The following is a 15,081-nucleotide window of genomic DNA, read 5'->3' on the forward strand; positions in this document are numbered from 1 at the left end:
TATTTTATCATCAAATCCATTTATTTGGACATATTAATTTTTGAAGACCTGAACGGAGGTAGAATAAGCATGGGAGATACCCCGAGACTCGAGCAAAATAAAACAGAGACAAAAATTACGACAAACGGCAGGGTGGCTTTAATTGGTTTATTTGGCGGCTTAATATGGGGGCTTGTAGGTTATCTTGCCTGGGTACTCAATTTTACTAAGGTTGGACCGGGATTTGTTTTGGCCCCATTCCCTTTAGGAAAATGGAAAGCCGAATCTTTAGGCCAATTAGTCGGCGTCTTATGTGTATGTGTCTTATCAATCATCATGGCCTTTGTATATAAATATGCTTTGGGAAAAATAAAATCCATGTGGATCGGCATCGGTTTTGGTTTGGTTTTGTGGGTCATTGTTTTTTATATTCTTCAACCGTGGATTCCGGGAATTCAGCATGTGACGAAGCTCGGATGGAACACCATCTCAACAACGGCATGTTTGTTCGCATTATATGGTCTCTTTGTTGGTTATTCCATTTCATACGACCTTGAGAGCTATTCAAATTCTGAGAACTATTCAAAAAAATAATGCTGTGGTAGAATGTTCTAGGAACATTCTATTTTTCTGCTAAAAGGAGTTTCTTATGAAACGGTTTCTTGTCATTAACGGCCCGAATCTTAATGCTTTAGGTAAAAGAGAACCAGGTGTATATGGAAAAGAATCCCTTGAAAATCTTGAAAACCAATTAATTGAATTGGGGAAAGAGAAGGGTTTCGATACAGTGTGTGTCCAATCCAATTATGAGGGGCAAATCATTGATTGGATACATGAAGCAGAGGGACACTATCTGGGCATTGTCATTAATCCCGGCGCTTATACACACTACAGCTATGCTATTCGTGATGCTATTGCAAGTATTCAGCTTCCCGTCATTGAAGTTCATTTGTCCAATGTCCATGCGAGAGAAGCATTTCGTCATGAATCTGTGACGGCTCCTGTAGTGGCTGGCCAAATCGTTGGCCTCGGTTTTAAGGGGTATCATTATGCCCTTTGCGAGCTTTTAGAGCGCTCATAATATTTTAGCAGCAGAAAGAACATAGAACAGGTAGGAATAATGAAGGAGGAAAAAATAAGCAATGATTTCAGTAAACGACTTTCGTACGGGTTTAACTATAGAGGTTGACGGCGGGATTTGGTCCGTCATGGAATTTCAGCATGTCAAACCTGGAAAAGGTGCAGCATTTGTCCGCTCCAAACTTAGGAATCTAAGAACCGGCTCCGTACAGGAAAAAACATTCCGCGCGGGAGAAAAGGTAGCTAAAGCTCATATTGATAACCGCAAGATGCAGTATTTGTATGCAAATGGCTCAGCCCATGCTTTCATGGATCTGGAAACCTATGAACAAATTGAATTGGAAGACAGCCAAATTGAAGAACAACTCAACTTCCTTAAGGAAAATATGGAAGTTAATATTCAAACATACGAAGGCGAGACGCTTGGTGTCGAATTACCGAACACCGTTGTCTTGGAAGTGGCAGAGACTGAACCGGGAATCAAAGGTGATACAGCATCTGGAGGCTCAAAACCAGCGACATTAGAAACCGGTTATATCGTCCACGTACCGTTTTTTGTCAATCAGGGTGATAAATTAGTCGTCGATACGCGCTCTGGGGATTACGTTTCCCGCGCATAACAGCATACTTAACTCGTTTCAAATTCATCCCCGTGAACACATCGTTCACGGGGATTTTTGCGTTAATAAGAAAGTATAAACTTTCTTACGCACATAAGTGCAACTAAGCCTCTGGCAGCGCCATTCTAAAGACTGCCAATCGGCTAGTTTTCTTTAGCATATTCAGTACAAGCCCGCATATATTTGTGATAAGTCACAGCAGTTTATATAGAAAACTTGGCTTACGCCCGCGCCTTAATGGCGAAAACCTTAGTTGCAAGGCTTCTGCTTGAATACCCATCTTTGCTGCCTTGCGACAAAGCGAAGCGGAGGAGCATTATTTTTACTTTATTCCGCTTTTTCGCTTTTAGCGAACTTAAACATTTTTAAAGTATAAATTAAAGGATGATCATTATGAAGGAGATTCTCAGGATTCTGCCGGCATCAGCAATGGGGTATATCCAATCTATACCTAGGACTGAGCATGAGAACATTGAGGAGATTAGGCTTCGGGTCGGCCGCCAGATTGAAATTGTGATGAATGGCAGGCCCTACCCTCGTATTCAGGAGAACCAGGATGCAAGCTTTTCCCAAAAAGATGCTCAAAGCTTCATCCACAAGCTTAGCGAGTATTCCCTCTATGCCCTTGAAGAGGAACTGCGGCGCGGGTTTATCACAATCAGCGGCGGCCATCGGGTCGGTTTATCCGGCCATGTGGTGACGAGGGGCGGCCAAGTCAAATTAATAAGAGATATCAGTTCTTTTAACATACGGATTGCCAAACAGAAAATTGGTGCTGCACTCCCGTTGGTACCTTATCTATTTGAAGGCGGCCATTGGTATAACACACTGATTATTGGTTCCCCGCAAACAGGCAAGACAACACTGCTCAGAGATCTGTCGAGGCTCATCAGTTCAGGGATTCCAGAGCAAAGTATTTTATCGAAAAAGGTTGGAATTGTTGATGAGCGTTCGGAAATTGCGGGAAGCTTGAGAGGTGTTCCCCAAAATGAACTGGGACAGCGTGTGGATGTACTAGATGCCTGCCCAAAAGCAGAAGGCATGATGATGCTGATTCGCTCGATGAGTCCAGATGTTCTGGTTGTCGATGAGATCGGCAGAAAGGAAGATAGTGATGCCCTGCAAGAGGCAATGAATGCCGGTGTAGCTGTTATGGCTACTGTCCATAGTGCCGGCTATCAACAGCTGTTCAAACGCCCGACCATCTCGCCGCTGCTTGAAACCGGTGTGTTTGAACGGTATGTCGAGCTTTCAAACAGAGCGGGCCAGGGCCATAATGGAAGGATTAACAGAATTCTAGATGGACAAGGAAAGGTTGTCCATAGAACCGGGAAAATGACATCATGACTAAAATCATCGGCGCATTAATTATTATTATGGCAACAACGCTTGCGGGTTTTATTCTTGCTCGACGTTACAGTGACAGACCCAAACAACTCAGACAACTAAGGAACGCCCTTCAATCTTTAGAGGCGGAAATTATGTACGGCCTGACACCTGTTAAAGAAGCTTCAGTCCATCTTTCAGAACAATTGCCGGAACCTCTGGCATCCTTTTTTTCTCAGCTTGTCGTCAAGCTAAATGATGGTGCTGAGTCACTTCAAACAGCATGGGACGAAACAATTGAAGTGTTTTGGCACCAAACAGCGCTAAAAAGCAGTGAAAAGGAAATTTTGCACCAATTTGGCGCTACTCTCGGCAAGCATGACAGCGAAAATCAAAAAAAACAAATTCAGATGGCGCTATCCCATTTAGAACGGGAAGAGTCCGATGCCCGTGATATGCAGGCCAAATATGAAAAAATGACCAAAAGCTTGGGATTTCTGACGGGTTTGCTCGTTGTATTGTTGTTATTTTAGTTTTATTTCCGCGTGGAACAGCTCTCGGAAATAGAGAACGATAGAGGAGGAACCCTCATGTCATTGGATGTCAATACAATATTTCAAATCGCGGGGATCGGCATCATTGTTGCCATGATTCAGACAGTGCTGAAACAAATGGGCAAAGATGATTGGGCGCAATGGGTGACACTGATCGGTTTTGTCGTCGTTTTATACATGGTGGCAACACTTATCGATGACCTTTTTGAAAAAATTAAGAGTGTTTTTCTCTTCCAGTAAAAGATGAAGAGCCAAGCTTTCTTAACACTAAGGGGGGAACTTCGATTGATATTCTCCAAATTGTAGGCCTGGGGCTGATCACGACTTTTCTCGTCTTGGTTCTAAAAGAGCAAAAGCCTGCTTTTGCCTTCCTGCTAACAGTTTTTGTCGGGGCGCTCATTTTTATATTTCTAATTGGTCAAATCAGTTCTGTGTTGGACATGCTCAAGAAGCTTGCTGTAAGCGCGGGCTTAAATCTTATCTATGTTGAAACGATTTTAAAAATCATCGGCATCGCCTATATTGCGGAATTCGGTGTGCAAATTACGAAGGATGCAGGGCAGGGTTCACTAGCATCCAAAATTGAACTGGCGGGAAAAATACTTATTCTTGTTTTGGCCATTCCGATCATGACGGCCATCATAAAGACTGTCATCGGCTTGATTCCTCAATAAAGGGAGGTTATGAATAATGAGCCATTTGCCTGCTCTCTTGCCGCAAAAAATCATTGCTGGTCTCATCATTCTATTTATCATATTGATTTCTTTACCCGCCGCTGCAAATGGACAAACCCCTCAAGAGGAATGGGTTGATAAACAGTTAAATCAGCTGGATACGGATAAGATTCAGGATTACTGGCAAAAAGTTATTACAGAATATCACGGTTTTTTACCCGAAAGCCAAAAGATGGATTTTAAGAGCTTTTTGAAAACCGACAAGAGCGGGATGCTTAAAGGATGGCTTTCAGGTGCCGTAAAATATTTATTTCATGAGCTCTTAATTAACGGCAAACTCCTTGGCACCTTGATCATGCTGACGGTATTCTCCATGATTCTGCAAGCGATTCAAAATGCATTTGAACATAAATCGGTGTCTAAAGTAGCCTACGCCGTTGTCTATCTCGTTCTTATTATTCTTTCTTTAAATAGCTTCAGGGTTGCCATCACATATACAACAGACGCAATTGAGAGCATGAGCCACTTCTTGCTGGCGTTAATGCCGTTAGTTTTAGCGCTGACGGCCTCAGTTGGCAGTATCACGTCAGTGGCCTTTTTTCACCCTTTAATCGTCTTTTTGATCAATTCAAATGGCTGGCTTGTCGCTAATTTTGTCCTGCCATTATTATTCTTATCTGCGCTATTGCAAATCGTTAGCACGCTGACTGATCACTATAAGGTTACTAAGCTTGCCGCATTACTTCGCAATATTGCCATTGGCACGCTTGCGGTATTCTTTGCTGTCTTTCTTGGGGTAATGTCAGTCCAAGGTGCGGCTACAGCTATTTCGGATGGTGTGTTAGGCAAAACAGCTAAATTTTTGATGGGGAATTTCGTCCCCGTGGTAGGTCGGATGTTCACTGACGCCACGGAAACAGTGATCAGCGCATCGATGTTGCTAAAGAACACGGTCGGCTTGGCGGGACTTGTTATATTGATCTGTTTGATTGTTTTCCCTGCCCTTAAAGTTCTGTCATTAGCATTGATATATAATTTGGCTGCGGCAATCCTCCAGCCGCTTGGGGGTGGCCCTGTTATCGAAAGTCTGTCAATTATGGCTAAAAGCTTGATCTATATCTTCGCCGCTCTCGTTATTGTATCCTTGATGTTTTTCCTGGCTGTCACGATTATTATTGCTGCGGGCAATTTATCAATAATGGCGAGATAAGGGGGGCTTTGATGTCGTTTATCACCCAATGGATGACTCAGATTATTTTAGTTATTCTATTTGCCATTATTTTGGAGCTTCTACTTCCAAGTAATAGCTTTCAAAAATATGTAAAAATGGTCATAGGTTTGATATTGATCATCACACTTTTAACTCCTGTTACTAAGCTATTAAATGTTGATATAAACCAAACAATCCGAACGATAGCAAACAAAAACAGCGGAACAGAAATGAAAAATTCAATGAAAAAACAAGAAAGTGAAATACTAGGGGCACAAAGCGCATATATTCATAACTATATGGATGTCCAAATGAAAAAAAGTGTAAAGGAGGCGCTGGTAGACCAATATGGATTAGTTATTAAAGATTTACATCTCACAATTAAAAAAGGTAAAGAGGGTCAGAACCCCTGGACTATCGAAAAAGCTGATGTAATTGTCGGACAAGCGAAAAAGGGAAAAGCCGAAGCAACTGATAAGCAAGAGGTCAAGCCGGTGGAAGAGGTCAATATTAATATCAATGATGAAAAGACGTCAACGCCGGCACAAAAGGATAAGCCTATGAAAAAGAAGGAGAAGGAAGTCAGGGCTTTCCTAGCAGAAAAATGGGGCGTTGATCAAAGCAGAATCATCGTTCAAATGGAAGGAGGATAGCAAAATGTGGAACAGACTGATTGAACAATTGAAAGGGCTGTTCTTTACAAAAAAAGAAGCACAGCCTAAAACCTCATCGAAGTCAAAGAAATCACCGGTACAAGTGCTGGCCCTTCTGTTTGCATTAGGTGTTGCCCTCATGCTTCTCAGTCATTTTATAACAGGACAAGATCCTAAGTCAGACAAAGGGACGGCACCGGTTTTTAACGCGAACGGTTCACAGAAAGAACAGCTATCCTCCCTGAAATCAGACGAGATGAACAAAAAGTTTTCTTCCATTGGCGAGTATGAGAAATATTACTCACGGCACATAGAAGATATCCTAGACAAAGTCACAGGGATTACCAACGTTTCAGCATGGGTGACACTGGATTCTACGGAAAGAAACATCTATCAAAGCAATGAAAAGACACAAACGAATAGGACGGAAGAAACAGATAAGAACGGTGGTAAAAGAGAAGTCAAAGAAAATAGCAATGACAATGAAGTGGTTGTGATCGATGATGGGAACAACAAGCATCCGCTTGTTGCTGGACAGCGAAAACCTGAGATCCGAGGCGTGCTGGTAGTTGCGGAAGGTGCTGACAGCCCGACAATCCGGTCCTGGATCATGGAGGCTGTCAGTACGGTGCTAAATGTGCCAACCTATAAAGTTCAAGTTTTACCAAGAACAGCTAAGGAGGCTCCTTAATGGTGTTAAAAAAACAAACAGTATGGTTATTAACGATGTTAAGTTTGATCATTGTCCTTTCAGTCTATTACATTACATCTCCTGGCGGGTCCACATCGGATCAGGCGGCGGATACCAAACAAAACGGGCAGAAAGCAGCTGATGTAGCCGGTAAGCCGGTCAATACAAAGGTAACTTCCGAGGATCAGCTTGCCGAGTATAGTTTGAAGAAGGCAGATGATCAGAAAGAAAAGGCAAATGAATATCAAAGTGTCATAACGTCTGATAACAGCACAGTAGCAGATGTCAATAAGGCCTACGACAAAATGGAGGCACTGCAAACGACTGCTAACAATGAAAAGCTGCTCGAAGACATGATTAAAAGTAAAGGCTATGCCGATGCGGTTGTGTCAACGGATGAAAACAATGTTACCGTCTATGTGGCATCTGAAGATATGTCAAGCAAACAGGCAAATGAGATCCAGAGGATGGCCCACAAATATTTCGGAGGTCAAAAACTTGTCCAAGTGAACTATGCTATTGCAAAAAAATAAACCCATTTTTAGAGGGCTGTTGCCTTATGGCACAGCCCTTTTTGGTCGTCTTAGTGCAGACAATCAAACAAGTGTGCTATAATGGTACTAAAAATGTGGGTTTTGATTAAAGGAGTGCTAGACTTTGCTAAAAGTACAAGAAATCAGAGAGTTAATTAAATTAATCGACGATTCAACAATTGATGAATTTGAGTATGAAGTAGATGGGGCCAAAATTGCTATGAAAAAGGGCGGCACCCACACGGAGATCATCCAAACACCGATCCAGCAGCCGATTCAACCGGCACTGCAGCCTGTTCAAACAGCTGCTCCCGCCGTGGCACCGCAGCCTGTATCACAGGAACAATCATCTGGGCCAGAACAAAAAGAAGCAACGACAGATGACAGCAATTTACATAAGATTGAATCGCCGATGGTCGGCACATTCTATTCTTCACCATCACCTGATGCCGATGTTTTTGTAAAAGCAGGAGCAAAAGTGGATAAGGATTCTGTAGTATGTATTGTCGAAGCCATGAAACTTTTCAATGAAATTGAAGCGGATGTAAAGGGCGAAATTGTTGAGATTTTAGCAGAAAACGGACAACTCGTCGAATATGGTCAGCCGCTGTTCTTAGTTAAAGCAGAATAGGAGTTACACACATGATAAAAAAGTTATTAATTGCCAATCGAGGAGAAATAGCAGTTCGAATTATTCGTGCCTGTAAAGAATTAGATATCGAAACAGTGGCAGTCTATTCACAGGCTGACAAGGAAGCACTTCATGTTCAATTAGCAGATGAGGCTTACTGCATTGGACCAACCGCTTCGAAAGACAGCTATCTTAACTATACGAACATCATGAGCGTCGCGACCTTGACGGGGGCGGATGCCATTCATCCAGGTTACGGCTTTTTGGCGGAGAACGCCGATTTTGCTGAAATCTGTTCGGAATGCAATATTATTTTCGTCGGTCCGTCGTCTGAGGCCATTAACCGTATGGGGATAAAAGATGTGGCCCGGACGACAATGCAAGAGGCTGGCGTCCCTGTTGTTCCTGGTTCTGACGGGATTGTGCCTTCCATCGAGGAGGCGGTTAAAGTAGCTGAAACAATAGGATACCCAGTAATTATAAAAGCAACAGCCGGCGGCGGCGGTAAAGGCATCCGGATTGCCCGGAATGAAGAGGAATTAAAGAAGGGCATTGCCATTACACAGCAGGAAGCTGAGACGGCTTTCGGCAACCCGGGCGTTTACCTTGAAAAATTTATAGAAGACTTTCGCCACGTTGAAATCCAGGTTCTGGCCGATAACTTTGGCAATGTCATCCACCTTGGCGAGCGGGACTGTTCGATTCAAAGGCGGTTGCAAAAGCTTGTTGAAGAGACACCATCACCGGCTCTTGATGAGGAGAAACGTCAGGAAATGGGTGATGCGGCTGTTCAAGCAGCAAAGGCTGTTAATTATAGCGGTGCTGGAACAGTCGAGTTTATTTTTGCCGCAGACGGGAATTTTTACTTCATGGAGATGAACACCCGTATTCAGGTTGAACACCCCGTAACCGAATATGTGACGGGTATAGATCTTATTAAGGAACAAATTTTGGTTGCTTCAGGCCATAAGCTTAGCTACCGTCAGGAAGATATAACCTTTAACGGCTGCTCGATCGAATGCCGGATTAATGCGGAGAATCCGGACAAAAATTTTATGCCTTCCCCCGGAAAAGTGGAGATGTATCTTCCGCCGGGCGGACCGGGAGTAAGGGTGGATTCTGCTGTATACCCTGGCTATACCATTCCGCCCTTCTACGATTCGATGGTCGCAAAAATCATTACTTATGGTGCAACGCGTGAAGAAGCGATCAATAAAATGAAGCGTGCCTTGAGTGAGTGTGTGATTGAAGGAATCAAAACGACCATTCCTTTTCATTTGCGTTTGTTAAACCATCCTGTCTTCATTGGGGGAGATTTTAATACGAAGTTCCTTGAAAAGTATCCTTTGACTGATCAAGATTAATTCTTTGGAGGTGACGGGGCATGGAAGAGAATCAAATGTTTGAAATGGAAGAAAGCGGGTCGGACCTCGGCAAGGTAGAAATATCACCTGAGGTTATCGAAATTATCGCAAGCTTAGCTGCCACTGAGGTAGAAGGCGTTGCATCGATGCACGGCGGCTTTGCCACAGGTGTCGTCGAGAAAATCAGCCGAAGAAGCTACGGTAAAGGTGTTAAAGTCGATTTAACGGATGAAGGCATATTGGTCGATGTCCAATTGCATATGAATTATGGTGTGTCGATACCGGAAGTCGGGCAAAAGGTTCAAGATAATATCATGCAGACGTTGAAAACCATGACAGCATTGGATGTTAAAGCCATTAATATCCATGTTGTCGGTATTCAGTTTGAACAGCAGGAAAAGAAAGTTGCGGAGGATATAAAATAAAAATCAAAGGGTGCGCCCTTTGATTTTTATTTTTTACCTTTGGCTATAAAGAAGACTTGGCTTACGCCCGCGCCTTTAATGGCGAAAGCCTTAGCTCGCGCTTATACTTTATACCGCTATTTCGCTTTAGCGAACTAAAACTTTATTAAAGTATGATAAAAGCAAGGTTTTTATGCTATTATCATTCTTGGGTAAGAATAATGAAGGGAAGGCAAGTTATGAATCGAAGACAAGCAAGAGAAAAGGCTGTACAAGCTTTATTCCAAATATCTGTCGGACAGGCTGATCCAGTAGAGGCTATGACCAATGTCACAGAATCAGATAACATTGACCCGTTTTTACATAAGCTCGTGACGGAAACTGTAGAACATATGGATACAATTGATGAAGAGATCAAACGACATCTCATCAATTGGCAATTTGACCGGATTGGTAATATTGATAAAACCATTCTCCGTCTAGCCGTTTGTGAAATTAGGCATTTTGAAGATGTCCCGAATAATGTTGCAATGAATGAAGCCATCGAACTTGCAAAAACGTTCGGTGATGACAGGACAAGGAAATTTGTCAACGGTATCCTGGCAAAAGTGAAATAAAAGTTAAGGAGGAGTTCCTTAAAATGAGTGGACAATTAATCAGCGGAAAAGAGATTGCCAAAAACAAAAGGGAAGCCATGCGGCAAACAGTTGAAGCCTTACAGAAAAAAGGAATTAAACCGGGGCTCGCCGTCTTATTAGTTGGTGAAAATCCGGCTTCACTGTCCTACGTAAAAGGCAAGATAAGGGATTGCAAGGAAGTCGGTATTCATTCTGAACTCCAAAGATATGAAGCATCCATTTCTGAGGATAAGCTGCTGAGTGAAATTGAAAAATATAATCGTGCTGATCATATTAACGGCATATTAGTGCAACTGCCTCTTCCAGATCATATTTCTGAACAGAAAGTCATTCAAACAATCAGCCCCGACAAGGATGTTGACGGCTTTCATCCGATTAACTTGGGTAAGATGCTGACAGATCAGAACACGTTTTTACCCTGCACACCATACGGCATTATTGAGATGATGACAACAATGGAGCTCCCAATAAAGGGCAAGCACGTTGTCATTGTCGGCCGCAGCAATATTGTAGGCAAGCCTGCTGGACAGCTTTTCTTGAATGAAGACGCTACAGTAACGTATTGTCACTCCAAAACGGAAAATATGTCTAAGTATACAAAAATGGCTGATATTCTTGTTGTTGCGGTTGGAAGAGCCGATTTAATCGGTGCCGATGATATTAAAGAAGGCGCGGTCGTCATCGACGTAGGAATGAATCGCAATAAAGAAGGAAAACTTGTCGGCGATGTTTCTTTTGACGAAGCAAAGGAAAAGGCGGGCTATATTACGCCGGTGCCAGGTGGTGTCGGTCCTATGACACGGACAATGCTATTAGTCAATACCATTGAAGCAGCAAAGCAGCAAAATAAAGGAACGGCGTAATATAATGGCTGGGGAAAGGTATATCAGCGTAACCGCATTAACGAGATATTTGAAAAGGAAATTGGAATCCGACCGTCACTTGCAAGATGTCTGGCTTAGGGGTGAAATTTCCAATTTTAAAAGACACAGCAGAGGACATATGTACTTGACAATCAAAGATCAAGGTTCAAGGATACAAGCGGTCATGTTCGCGGGTCATAACCAAAGGATGGATTTCACTCCAGAAAACGGGATGAAAGTCCTTGTCCGCGGCGAAATCTCGGTATATGAACCTTATGGCCAATATCAACTGTATATCAAGGACATGCAGCCGGACGGCATTGGCAATCTTTATCTTGCCTTTGAAAAGTTAAAAAAGAAGCTTGATCAAGAAGGCTATTTTGCCAAAGAGAGAAAGAGGCCGCTGCCTGGGATTCCTTATGAAATAGGGATCATTACATCTCCTACTGGGGCCGCGATCAGGGACATTTTTACAACGATCAAGAGGCGTTTTCCCGCAGCGCGGCTTTCAGTTTTCCCGGTTTTGGTTCAAGGAGAGCGTGCCGCGGATTCTATTGCAAAAGCGATTAAAGCGGCCAATGACTTGGGGTTTCTGGATGTTTTGATCGTCGGGCGCGGCGGCGGATCAATTGAGGAATTATGGGCATTTAATGAAGAGCGAGTGGCACACTCTATTTTCCACTCTGCTATTCCGATTGTTTCAGCTGTCGGACACGAAACCGATTTTACCATCGCAGATTTTGTTGCTGATTTGAGAGCAGCAACCCCAACAGCTGCTGCTGAGCTGGTTGTCCCTCATATTAATGAGCTGAAAAATCGGGTCGAAGATCGCATGTCACGCTTGGTCTACACAATGAATAAAAGGGTGGAAAGGGAAGCTGAGCGCCTAGCCCGATTACGGCGTTCTTATGCCTTTAAATATCCCGCCCAACTTCTCCGACAAAAAGAACAAGACCTTGATCGGCTATTTGACCAGTTGACAAGAAATGCGAAGCGGCAAATTAAGCATTACAGAGATCAAAGTGAGCAGACAACGCGTATATTATATAAGCACCATCCTGAAGAAAGAATAAGGCAGCATAAAGAAAGTGCGGATAATATGAAGAATAGGCTTGTCAGAGCAATGGCTTTCCAAAGTCAAAGGAAGCAGCATGATTGGAAGCATTTGATCGGCCAGTTAAACGCGTTAAGCCCGTTAAGTATTATGGAACGAGGGTACAGTCTTGCTTATACTCAAGAAGATATTCTTGTCAAATCTGTCAAAACCATACAACCTGGGGATCCACTAAAGGTAAAAATGTCAGACGGCACACTAGATTGTCAAGTATGGGGAATAGAGGAGCGTGATCCAAATGACTGAAGAAAATAAAGTTCCTGCATCATCAAATACAAAGGACATTACATTCGAAGACGCTATGGAGAAGCTTGAGAAAATTGTAAAACAACTTGAGGAAAACGAAGTTCCTTTGGAAGAAGCCATTGACCTATTCCAAGAAGGTATAACCCTGTCAAAATTGTGTCATCAGAGATTAGAAAAGGTTGAGGAAAAAATGGATCAAATTATTGAAAAGGATGGCGGCATGAAGCCGTTTAATATTCAGGAGGACGACATGGCGTGAATGAGGACATAACCGTCTACTTAAATAAGAAAAAAGAGATGATTGATACACAACTCCCGCTTTTTGTAAAAAAATTATCCGCGCCCGATGCCTTAAAAGAAGCGATGATTTATTCCCTAGAAGCAGGGGGCAAGCGTTTGCGGCCGATTTTACTATTGGCGGTGATCGAAGCATTGGGACAGGACCCTGCCAAAGGTCTTAATACGGCTGTTGCTTTGGAAATGATTCACACGTATTCGCTTATACACGATGATTTGCCTGCAATGGATAATGATGATTTAAGGCGGGGGAAACCGACCAACCATAAAGTATTTGGCGAGGCGGGAGCTATATTGGCAGGTGATGCTTTATTGACACTTGCCTTTGAAATTGCCGCAAATGATTCAGAAGATATTGATTCAATAACCAAGCTCAAACTGGTGACGAAACTTGCGGCGGCGGCTGGGCCAGAAGGCATGGTCGGGGGCCAGCACGATGATTTTATGGCAGAAGGCTTGGCTCTTGAATTGGTTGATCTCGAAAGCATTCATTTAAGAAAAACCGGCAAACTTTTAACGTACGCGGTCGAGGCGGGAGCACTTATAGGCGGGGCGAATAAGGCAGTAACCCAAAGGTTGTTATCATTTGCCCGGCATATGGGCATAGCCTTTCAAATTAAAGACGATATATTGGATATAGAAGGCAATGAACAGGATTTAGGCAAGCCTGTAGGCAGTGATGTGGCTAATCAAAAAAATACATATCCAAAGCTCCTGACAATGGATGGGGCAAAAGAGAAATTGAATGATCATTTCCAGCAAGCGGTCCATGAATTAAATGTCACCGGCCTACAATGCGAACGTTTAAAGCAAATTGCGGAATATATATTAAAACGAACATCTTGATCATAGACTAAAATGAACCGTGTGTATTCACCCGCACTTTCGCCTTCATGCGAAATATGCTATAATATAGATAAAGAATAAGGTGGTGCAGTATTCTAGTCGATCTTACTATTTCTGAAGGCGGGGCTAAAAATCCGCATAAGGGCACATCGATGAAGTTCCTGGTTCCGGCTTGGGGCGCCCAGCCTTGGGTCGGTTCTGGGAGTAAAGAGCGTAGGGCGATCCACAAGGGCATGTGGGCGATGACCCTGCGTTCGCGGAGACCCATAACTTTAGCACATGGCGCGAAAAGTATGGGGGAAAACCTGTTTGCAGCTGACGTTTGTGCAGCACTCAACAAACAGCGTAGCCTGCCTTGAGTGGAGTTTCGAGGGGATTATGGTATATTGAGCTTGGTGGTTCGTTTGGCCGACGCATCATTCGCTCTCATCATATGAAATCGACTCTGCAAAAGAGGCTAGGAAATCGTAACGATTGCTGAGGAAAACTCCTAGACTGTTCACATTTTGACATTTGAAGGGGATTATAGTGTGGTCTAAGTGGTGATCCAGTTCAACGTTTGGCGACAGCGTTGGCAAGGCTTTAAAAGGAAACTACCTGGCTGGCAACGTCCGGGCAGCTTTGCGGGAAAACCTACTGGACCTTAAGCCGCAGCGTTTACTCTTCAAATGACCACCTTCTTTAATATTATGTGCGAATATGCCATTCACTATTATTACATAGGGGATAAATAGGGATAATTATGAAAGTTGATATAAAGAAAACGCTAAAGTGGAGTATCAGTATCGCCGTTATCACGCTTGTGTTAGCGGCTATTTTTTCAGTCATTTCTAACAGCTTATTAGGCGGTGTCACGTGGGCAATCGGTATGCTGATTGTGCTTGGGATTGTACTCATCGGGGTCGTTTTTGATATTATTGGGGTTGCAGCAACTGCTGCAGACGAAACACCGCTCCATGCCAAAGCTTCAGTGAAGGCAAAAGGAGCGAAACACGCGATCTTTATTTGCCGGAATGCAGATCGTGTGTCAAACTTTTGTAATGACGTGATTGGTGATATTTCCAGTGTTGTCAGCGGTACGGCTTCAGCGGCCGTCGTTCTTGAACTTGTTGTCCAATTCAGCAACGGCGACAATTCAACTGCACAATATGTTGTGTCAATCGTTTTTACATGTATCGTCTCAGCACTAACTGTAGGCGGCAAGGCTTTTGGCAAAAGCTTTGCCATCAATTACGCAACGGAGATTATATACCATGTCGGCAGATTATTTTATTTTGCCGAGCAGCAGCTGCATATAAATATTTTGAACAAAAATAATAAGAAAAAAAAGGTTGCCAAACGAAATGTCAAATAAGGTG

20 protein-coding genes are annotated in these 15,081 nt (G+C 43.1%); all 20 read left to right on the plus strand.

Translation table 11 applies throughout. The features are described from left to right. Window positions 1–69 precede the first annotated feature (69 nt). The 20 genes from EV207_RS03465 (at window position 70) to EV207_RS03560 (ending at window position 15,077) form a co-directional block, all read left to right on the plus strand. The gene (locus EV207_RS03465; protein WP_132743694.1) at window positions 70–573 is read left to right on the plus strand and encodes a YqhR family membrane protein; all 504 of its coding nucleotides are present in this window, start codon (window positions 70–72) and stop codon (window positions 571–573) included. A 55-nt stretch (window positions 574–628) separates the two neighbouring features. Further along, a complete protein-coding gene (gene aroQ / locus EV207_RS03470) occupies window positions 629–1,060 on the plus strand; it encodes a type II 3-dehydroquinate dehydratase (protein WP_132743696.1) in 432 nt (143 codons plus the stop codon). A 61-nt stretch (window positions 1,061–1,121) separates the two neighbouring features. Beyond that, on the plus strand, window positions 1,122–1,679 hold the full coding sequence (gene efp, locus EV207_RS03475; RefSeq protein WP_132743698.1) for an elongation factor P: 558 nt from the start codon (window positions 1,122–1,124) through the stop codon (window positions 1,677–1,679). A gap of 393 nt (window positions 1,680–2,072) precedes the next feature. Further along, window positions 2,073–3,026 carry a stage III sporulation protein AA gene (spoIIIAA, locus tag EV207_RS03480; protein WP_132743700.1) on the plus strand — a complete coding sequence of 318 codons (954 nt, stop codon included), beginning with the start codon at window positions 2,073–2,075 and terminating at the stop codon, window positions 3,024–3,026. Next, window positions 3,023–3,538: a stage III sporulation protein SpoIIIAB gene (gene spoIIIAB / locus EV207_RS03485; RefSeq protein WP_132743702.1), complete on the plus strand. Its 516-nt coding sequence runs from the start codon at window positions 3,023–3,025 to the stop codon at window positions 3,536–3,538. Before spoIIIAA ends, spoIIIAB begins: the two co-directional genes overlap by 4 nt. A 57-nt stretch (window positions 3,539–3,595) precedes the next feature. Beyond that, entirely contained in the window at window positions 3,596–3,799 is a 204-nt protein-coding gene (spoIIIAC, locus tag EV207_RS03490; protein ID WP_132743704.1) for a stage III sporulation protein AC, read from the plus strand. A 44-nt stretch (window positions 3,800–3,843) separates the two neighbouring features. Further along, complete coding sequence (spoIIIAD, locus tag EV207_RS03495; RefSeq protein ID WP_132743706.1) at window positions 3,844–4,233, plus strand: stage III sporulation protein AD; 390 nt, start codon at window positions 3,844–3,846, stop codon at window positions 4,231–4,233. Window positions 4,234–4,249: 16 nt separating this feature from the next. Next, window positions 4,250–5,443: a stage III sporulation protein AE gene (spoIIIAE, locus tag EV207_RS03500; protein ID WP_132743707.1), complete on the plus strand. Its 1,194-nt coding sequence runs from the start codon at window positions 4,250–4,252 to the stop codon at window positions 5,441–5,443. Window positions 5,444–5,454: 11 nt separating this feature from the next. After that, a complete protein-coding gene (spoIIIAF, locus tag EV207_RS03505) occupies window positions 5,455–6,096 on the plus strand; it encodes a stage III sporulation protein AF (RefSeq protein WP_132743708.1) in 642 nt (213 codons plus the stop codon). A 4-nt stretch (window positions 6,097–6,100) separates the two neighbouring features. Then, window positions 6,101–6,787, plus strand: a complete 687-nt coding sequence (gene spoIIIAG / locus EV207_RS03510) for a stage III sporulation protein AG (RefSeq protein ID WP_132743709.1) — start codon at window positions 6,101–6,103, stop codon at window positions 6,785–6,787. Next, on the plus strand, window positions 6,787–7,320 hold the full coding sequence (locus EV207_RS03515) for a SpoIIIAH-like family protein (RefSeq protein ID WP_132743711.1): 534 nt from the start codon (window positions 6,787–6,789) through the stop codon (window positions 7,318–7,320). The genes spoIIIAG and EV207_RS03515 overlap by 1 nt, the downstream gene beginning before the upstream one ends. A gap of 124 nt (window positions 7,321–7,444) precedes the next feature. Next, window positions 7,445–7,951 carry an acetyl-CoA carboxylase biotin carboxyl carrier protein gene (gene accB / locus EV207_RS03520; protein ID WP_132743713.1) on the plus strand — a complete coding sequence of 169 codons (507 nt, stop codon included), beginning with the start codon at window positions 7,445–7,447 and terminating at the stop codon, window positions 7,949–7,951. A gap of 11 nt (window positions 7,952–7,962) precedes the next feature. Next, window positions 7,963–9,315, plus strand: coding sequence for an acetyl-CoA carboxylase biotin carboxylase subunit (gene accC, locus EV207_RS03525; protein WP_132743715.1), 1,353 nt, complete (start codon window positions 7,963–7,965; stop codon window positions 9,313–9,315). 20 nt (window positions 9,316–9,335) lie between these two features. Next, window positions 9,336–9,740 (plus strand): Asp23/Gls24 family envelope stress response protein, encoded by a 405-nt coding sequence (locus EV207_RS03530; RefSeq protein ID WP_132743717.1) that lies wholly within the window; start codon window positions 9,336–9,338, stop codon window positions 9,738–9,740. A 218-nt stretch (window positions 9,741–9,958) separates the two neighbouring features. Then, window positions 9,959–10,336 carry a transcription antitermination factor NusB gene (gene nusB, locus EV207_RS03535; RefSeq protein WP_132743719.1) on the plus strand — a complete coding sequence of 126 codons (378 nt, stop codon included), beginning with the start codon at window positions 9,959–9,961 and terminating at the stop codon, window positions 10,334–10,336. 23 nt (window positions 10,337–10,359) lie between these two features. Next, entirely contained in the window at window positions 10,360–11,220 is an 861-nt protein-coding gene (gene folD / locus EV207_RS03540; protein ID WP_132743721.1) for a bifunctional methylenetetrahydrofolate dehydrogenase/methenyltetrahydrofolate cyclohydrolase FolD, read from the plus strand. A gap of 4 nt (window positions 11,221–11,224) precedes the next feature. After that, entirely contained in the window at window positions 11,225–12,580 is a 1,356-nt protein-coding gene (gene xseA, locus EV207_RS03545) for an exodeoxyribonuclease VII large subunit (protein WP_132743723.1), read from the plus strand. Then, on the plus strand, window positions 12,573–12,839 hold the full coding sequence (gene xseB / locus EV207_RS03550) for an exodeoxyribonuclease VII small subunit (protein ID WP_132743725.1): 267 nt from the start codon (window positions 12,573–12,575) through the stop codon (window positions 12,837–12,839). Before xseA ends, xseB begins: the two co-directional genes overlap by 8 nt. Continuing rightward, complete coding sequence (locus EV207_RS03555) at window positions 12,836–13,723, plus strand: polyprenyl synthetase family protein (RefSeq protein ID WP_279389161.1); 888 nt, start codon at window positions 12,836–12,838, stop codon at window positions 13,721–13,723. The genes xseB and EV207_RS03555 overlap by 4 nt, the downstream gene beginning before the upstream one ends. Window positions 13,724–14,465: 742 nt before the next feature. Next, window positions 14,466–15,077 carry a hypothetical protein gene (locus EV207_RS03560; protein ID WP_132743726.1) on the plus strand — a complete coding sequence of 204 codons (612 nt, stop codon included), beginning with the start codon at window positions 14,466–14,468 and terminating at the stop codon, window positions 15,075–15,077. Window positions 15,078–15,081: the final 4 nt, after the last annotated feature.

Origin of the sequence: Scopulibacillus darangshiensis (genome assembly GCF_004341035.1) — a bacterium.
Taxonomy (GTDB): Bacteria; Bacillota; Bacilli; order Bacillales; family Sporolactobacillaceae; genus Scopulibacillus; species Scopulibacillus darangshiensis.

What these genes read in the sequence shown, in the direction of transcription:
- EV207_RS03465 (WP_132743694.1), top strand. Translation starts at nt 70, where the DNA reads ATGGGAGATACCCCGAGACTCGAGCAAAATAAAACAGAGACAAAAATT.
- aroQ (WP_132743696.1), top strand. Translation starts at nt 629, where the DNA reads ATGAAACGGTTTCTTGTCATTAACGGCCCGAATCTTAATGCTTTAGGT.
- efp (WP_132743698.1), top strand. Translation starts at nt 1,122, where the DNA reads ATGATTTCAGTAAACGACTTTCGTACGGGTTTAACTATAGAGGTTGAC.
- spoIIIAA (WP_132743700.1), top strand. Translation starts at nt 2,073, where the DNA reads ATGAAGGAGATTCTCAGGATTCTGCCGGCATCAGCAATGGGGTATATC.
- spoIIIAB (WP_132743702.1), top strand. Translation starts at nt 3,023, where the DNA reads ATGACTAAAATCATCGGCGCATTAATTATTATTATGGCAACAACGCTT.
- spoIIIAC (WP_132743704.1), top strand. Translation starts at nt 3,596, where the DNA reads ATGTCATTGGATGTCAATACAATATTTCAAATCGCGGGGATCGGCATC.
- spoIIIAE (WP_132743707.1), top strand. Translation starts at nt 4,250, where the DNA reads ATGAGCCATTTGCCTGCTCTCTTGCCGCAAAAAATCATTGCTGGTCTC.
- spoIIIAF (WP_132743708.1), top strand. Translation starts at nt 5,455, where the DNA reads ATGTCGTTTATCACCCAATGGATGACTCAGATTATTTTAGTTATTCTA.
- spoIIIAG (WP_132743709.1), top strand. Translation starts at nt 6,101, where the DNA reads ATGTGGAACAGACTGATTGAACAATTGAAAGGGCTGTTCTTTACAAAA.
- EV207_RS03515 (WP_132743711.1), top strand. Translation starts at nt 6,787, where the DNA reads ATGGTGTTAAAAAAACAAACAGTATGGTTATTAACGATGTTAAGTTTG.
- accC (WP_132743715.1), top strand. Translation starts at nt 7,963, where the DNA reads ATGATAAAAAAGTTATTAATTGCCAATCGAGGAGAAATAGCAGTTCGA.
- EV207_RS03530 (WP_132743717.1), top strand. Translation starts at nt 9,336, where the DNA reads ATGGAAGAGAATCAAATGTTTGAAATGGAAGAAAGCGGGTCGGACCTC.
- nusB (WP_132743719.1), top strand. Translation starts at nt 9,959, where the DNA reads ATGAATCGAAGACAAGCAAGAGAAAAGGCTGTACAAGCTTTATTCCAA.
- folD (WP_132743721.1), top strand. Translation starts at nt 10,360, where the DNA reads ATGAGTGGACAATTAATCAGCGGAAAAGAGATTGCCAAAAACAAAAGG.
- xseA (WP_132743723.1), top strand. Translation starts at nt 11,225, where the DNA reads ATGGCTGGGGAAAGGTATATCAGCGTAACCGCATTAACGAGATATTTG.
- xseB (WP_132743725.1), top strand. Translation starts at nt 12,573, where the DNA reads ATGACTGAAGAAAATAAAGTTCCTGCATCATCAAATACAAAGGACATT.
- EV207_RS03560 (WP_132743726.1), top strand. Translation starts at nt 14,466, where the DNA reads ATGAAAGTTGATATAAAGAAAACGCTAAAGTGGAGTATCAGTATCGCC.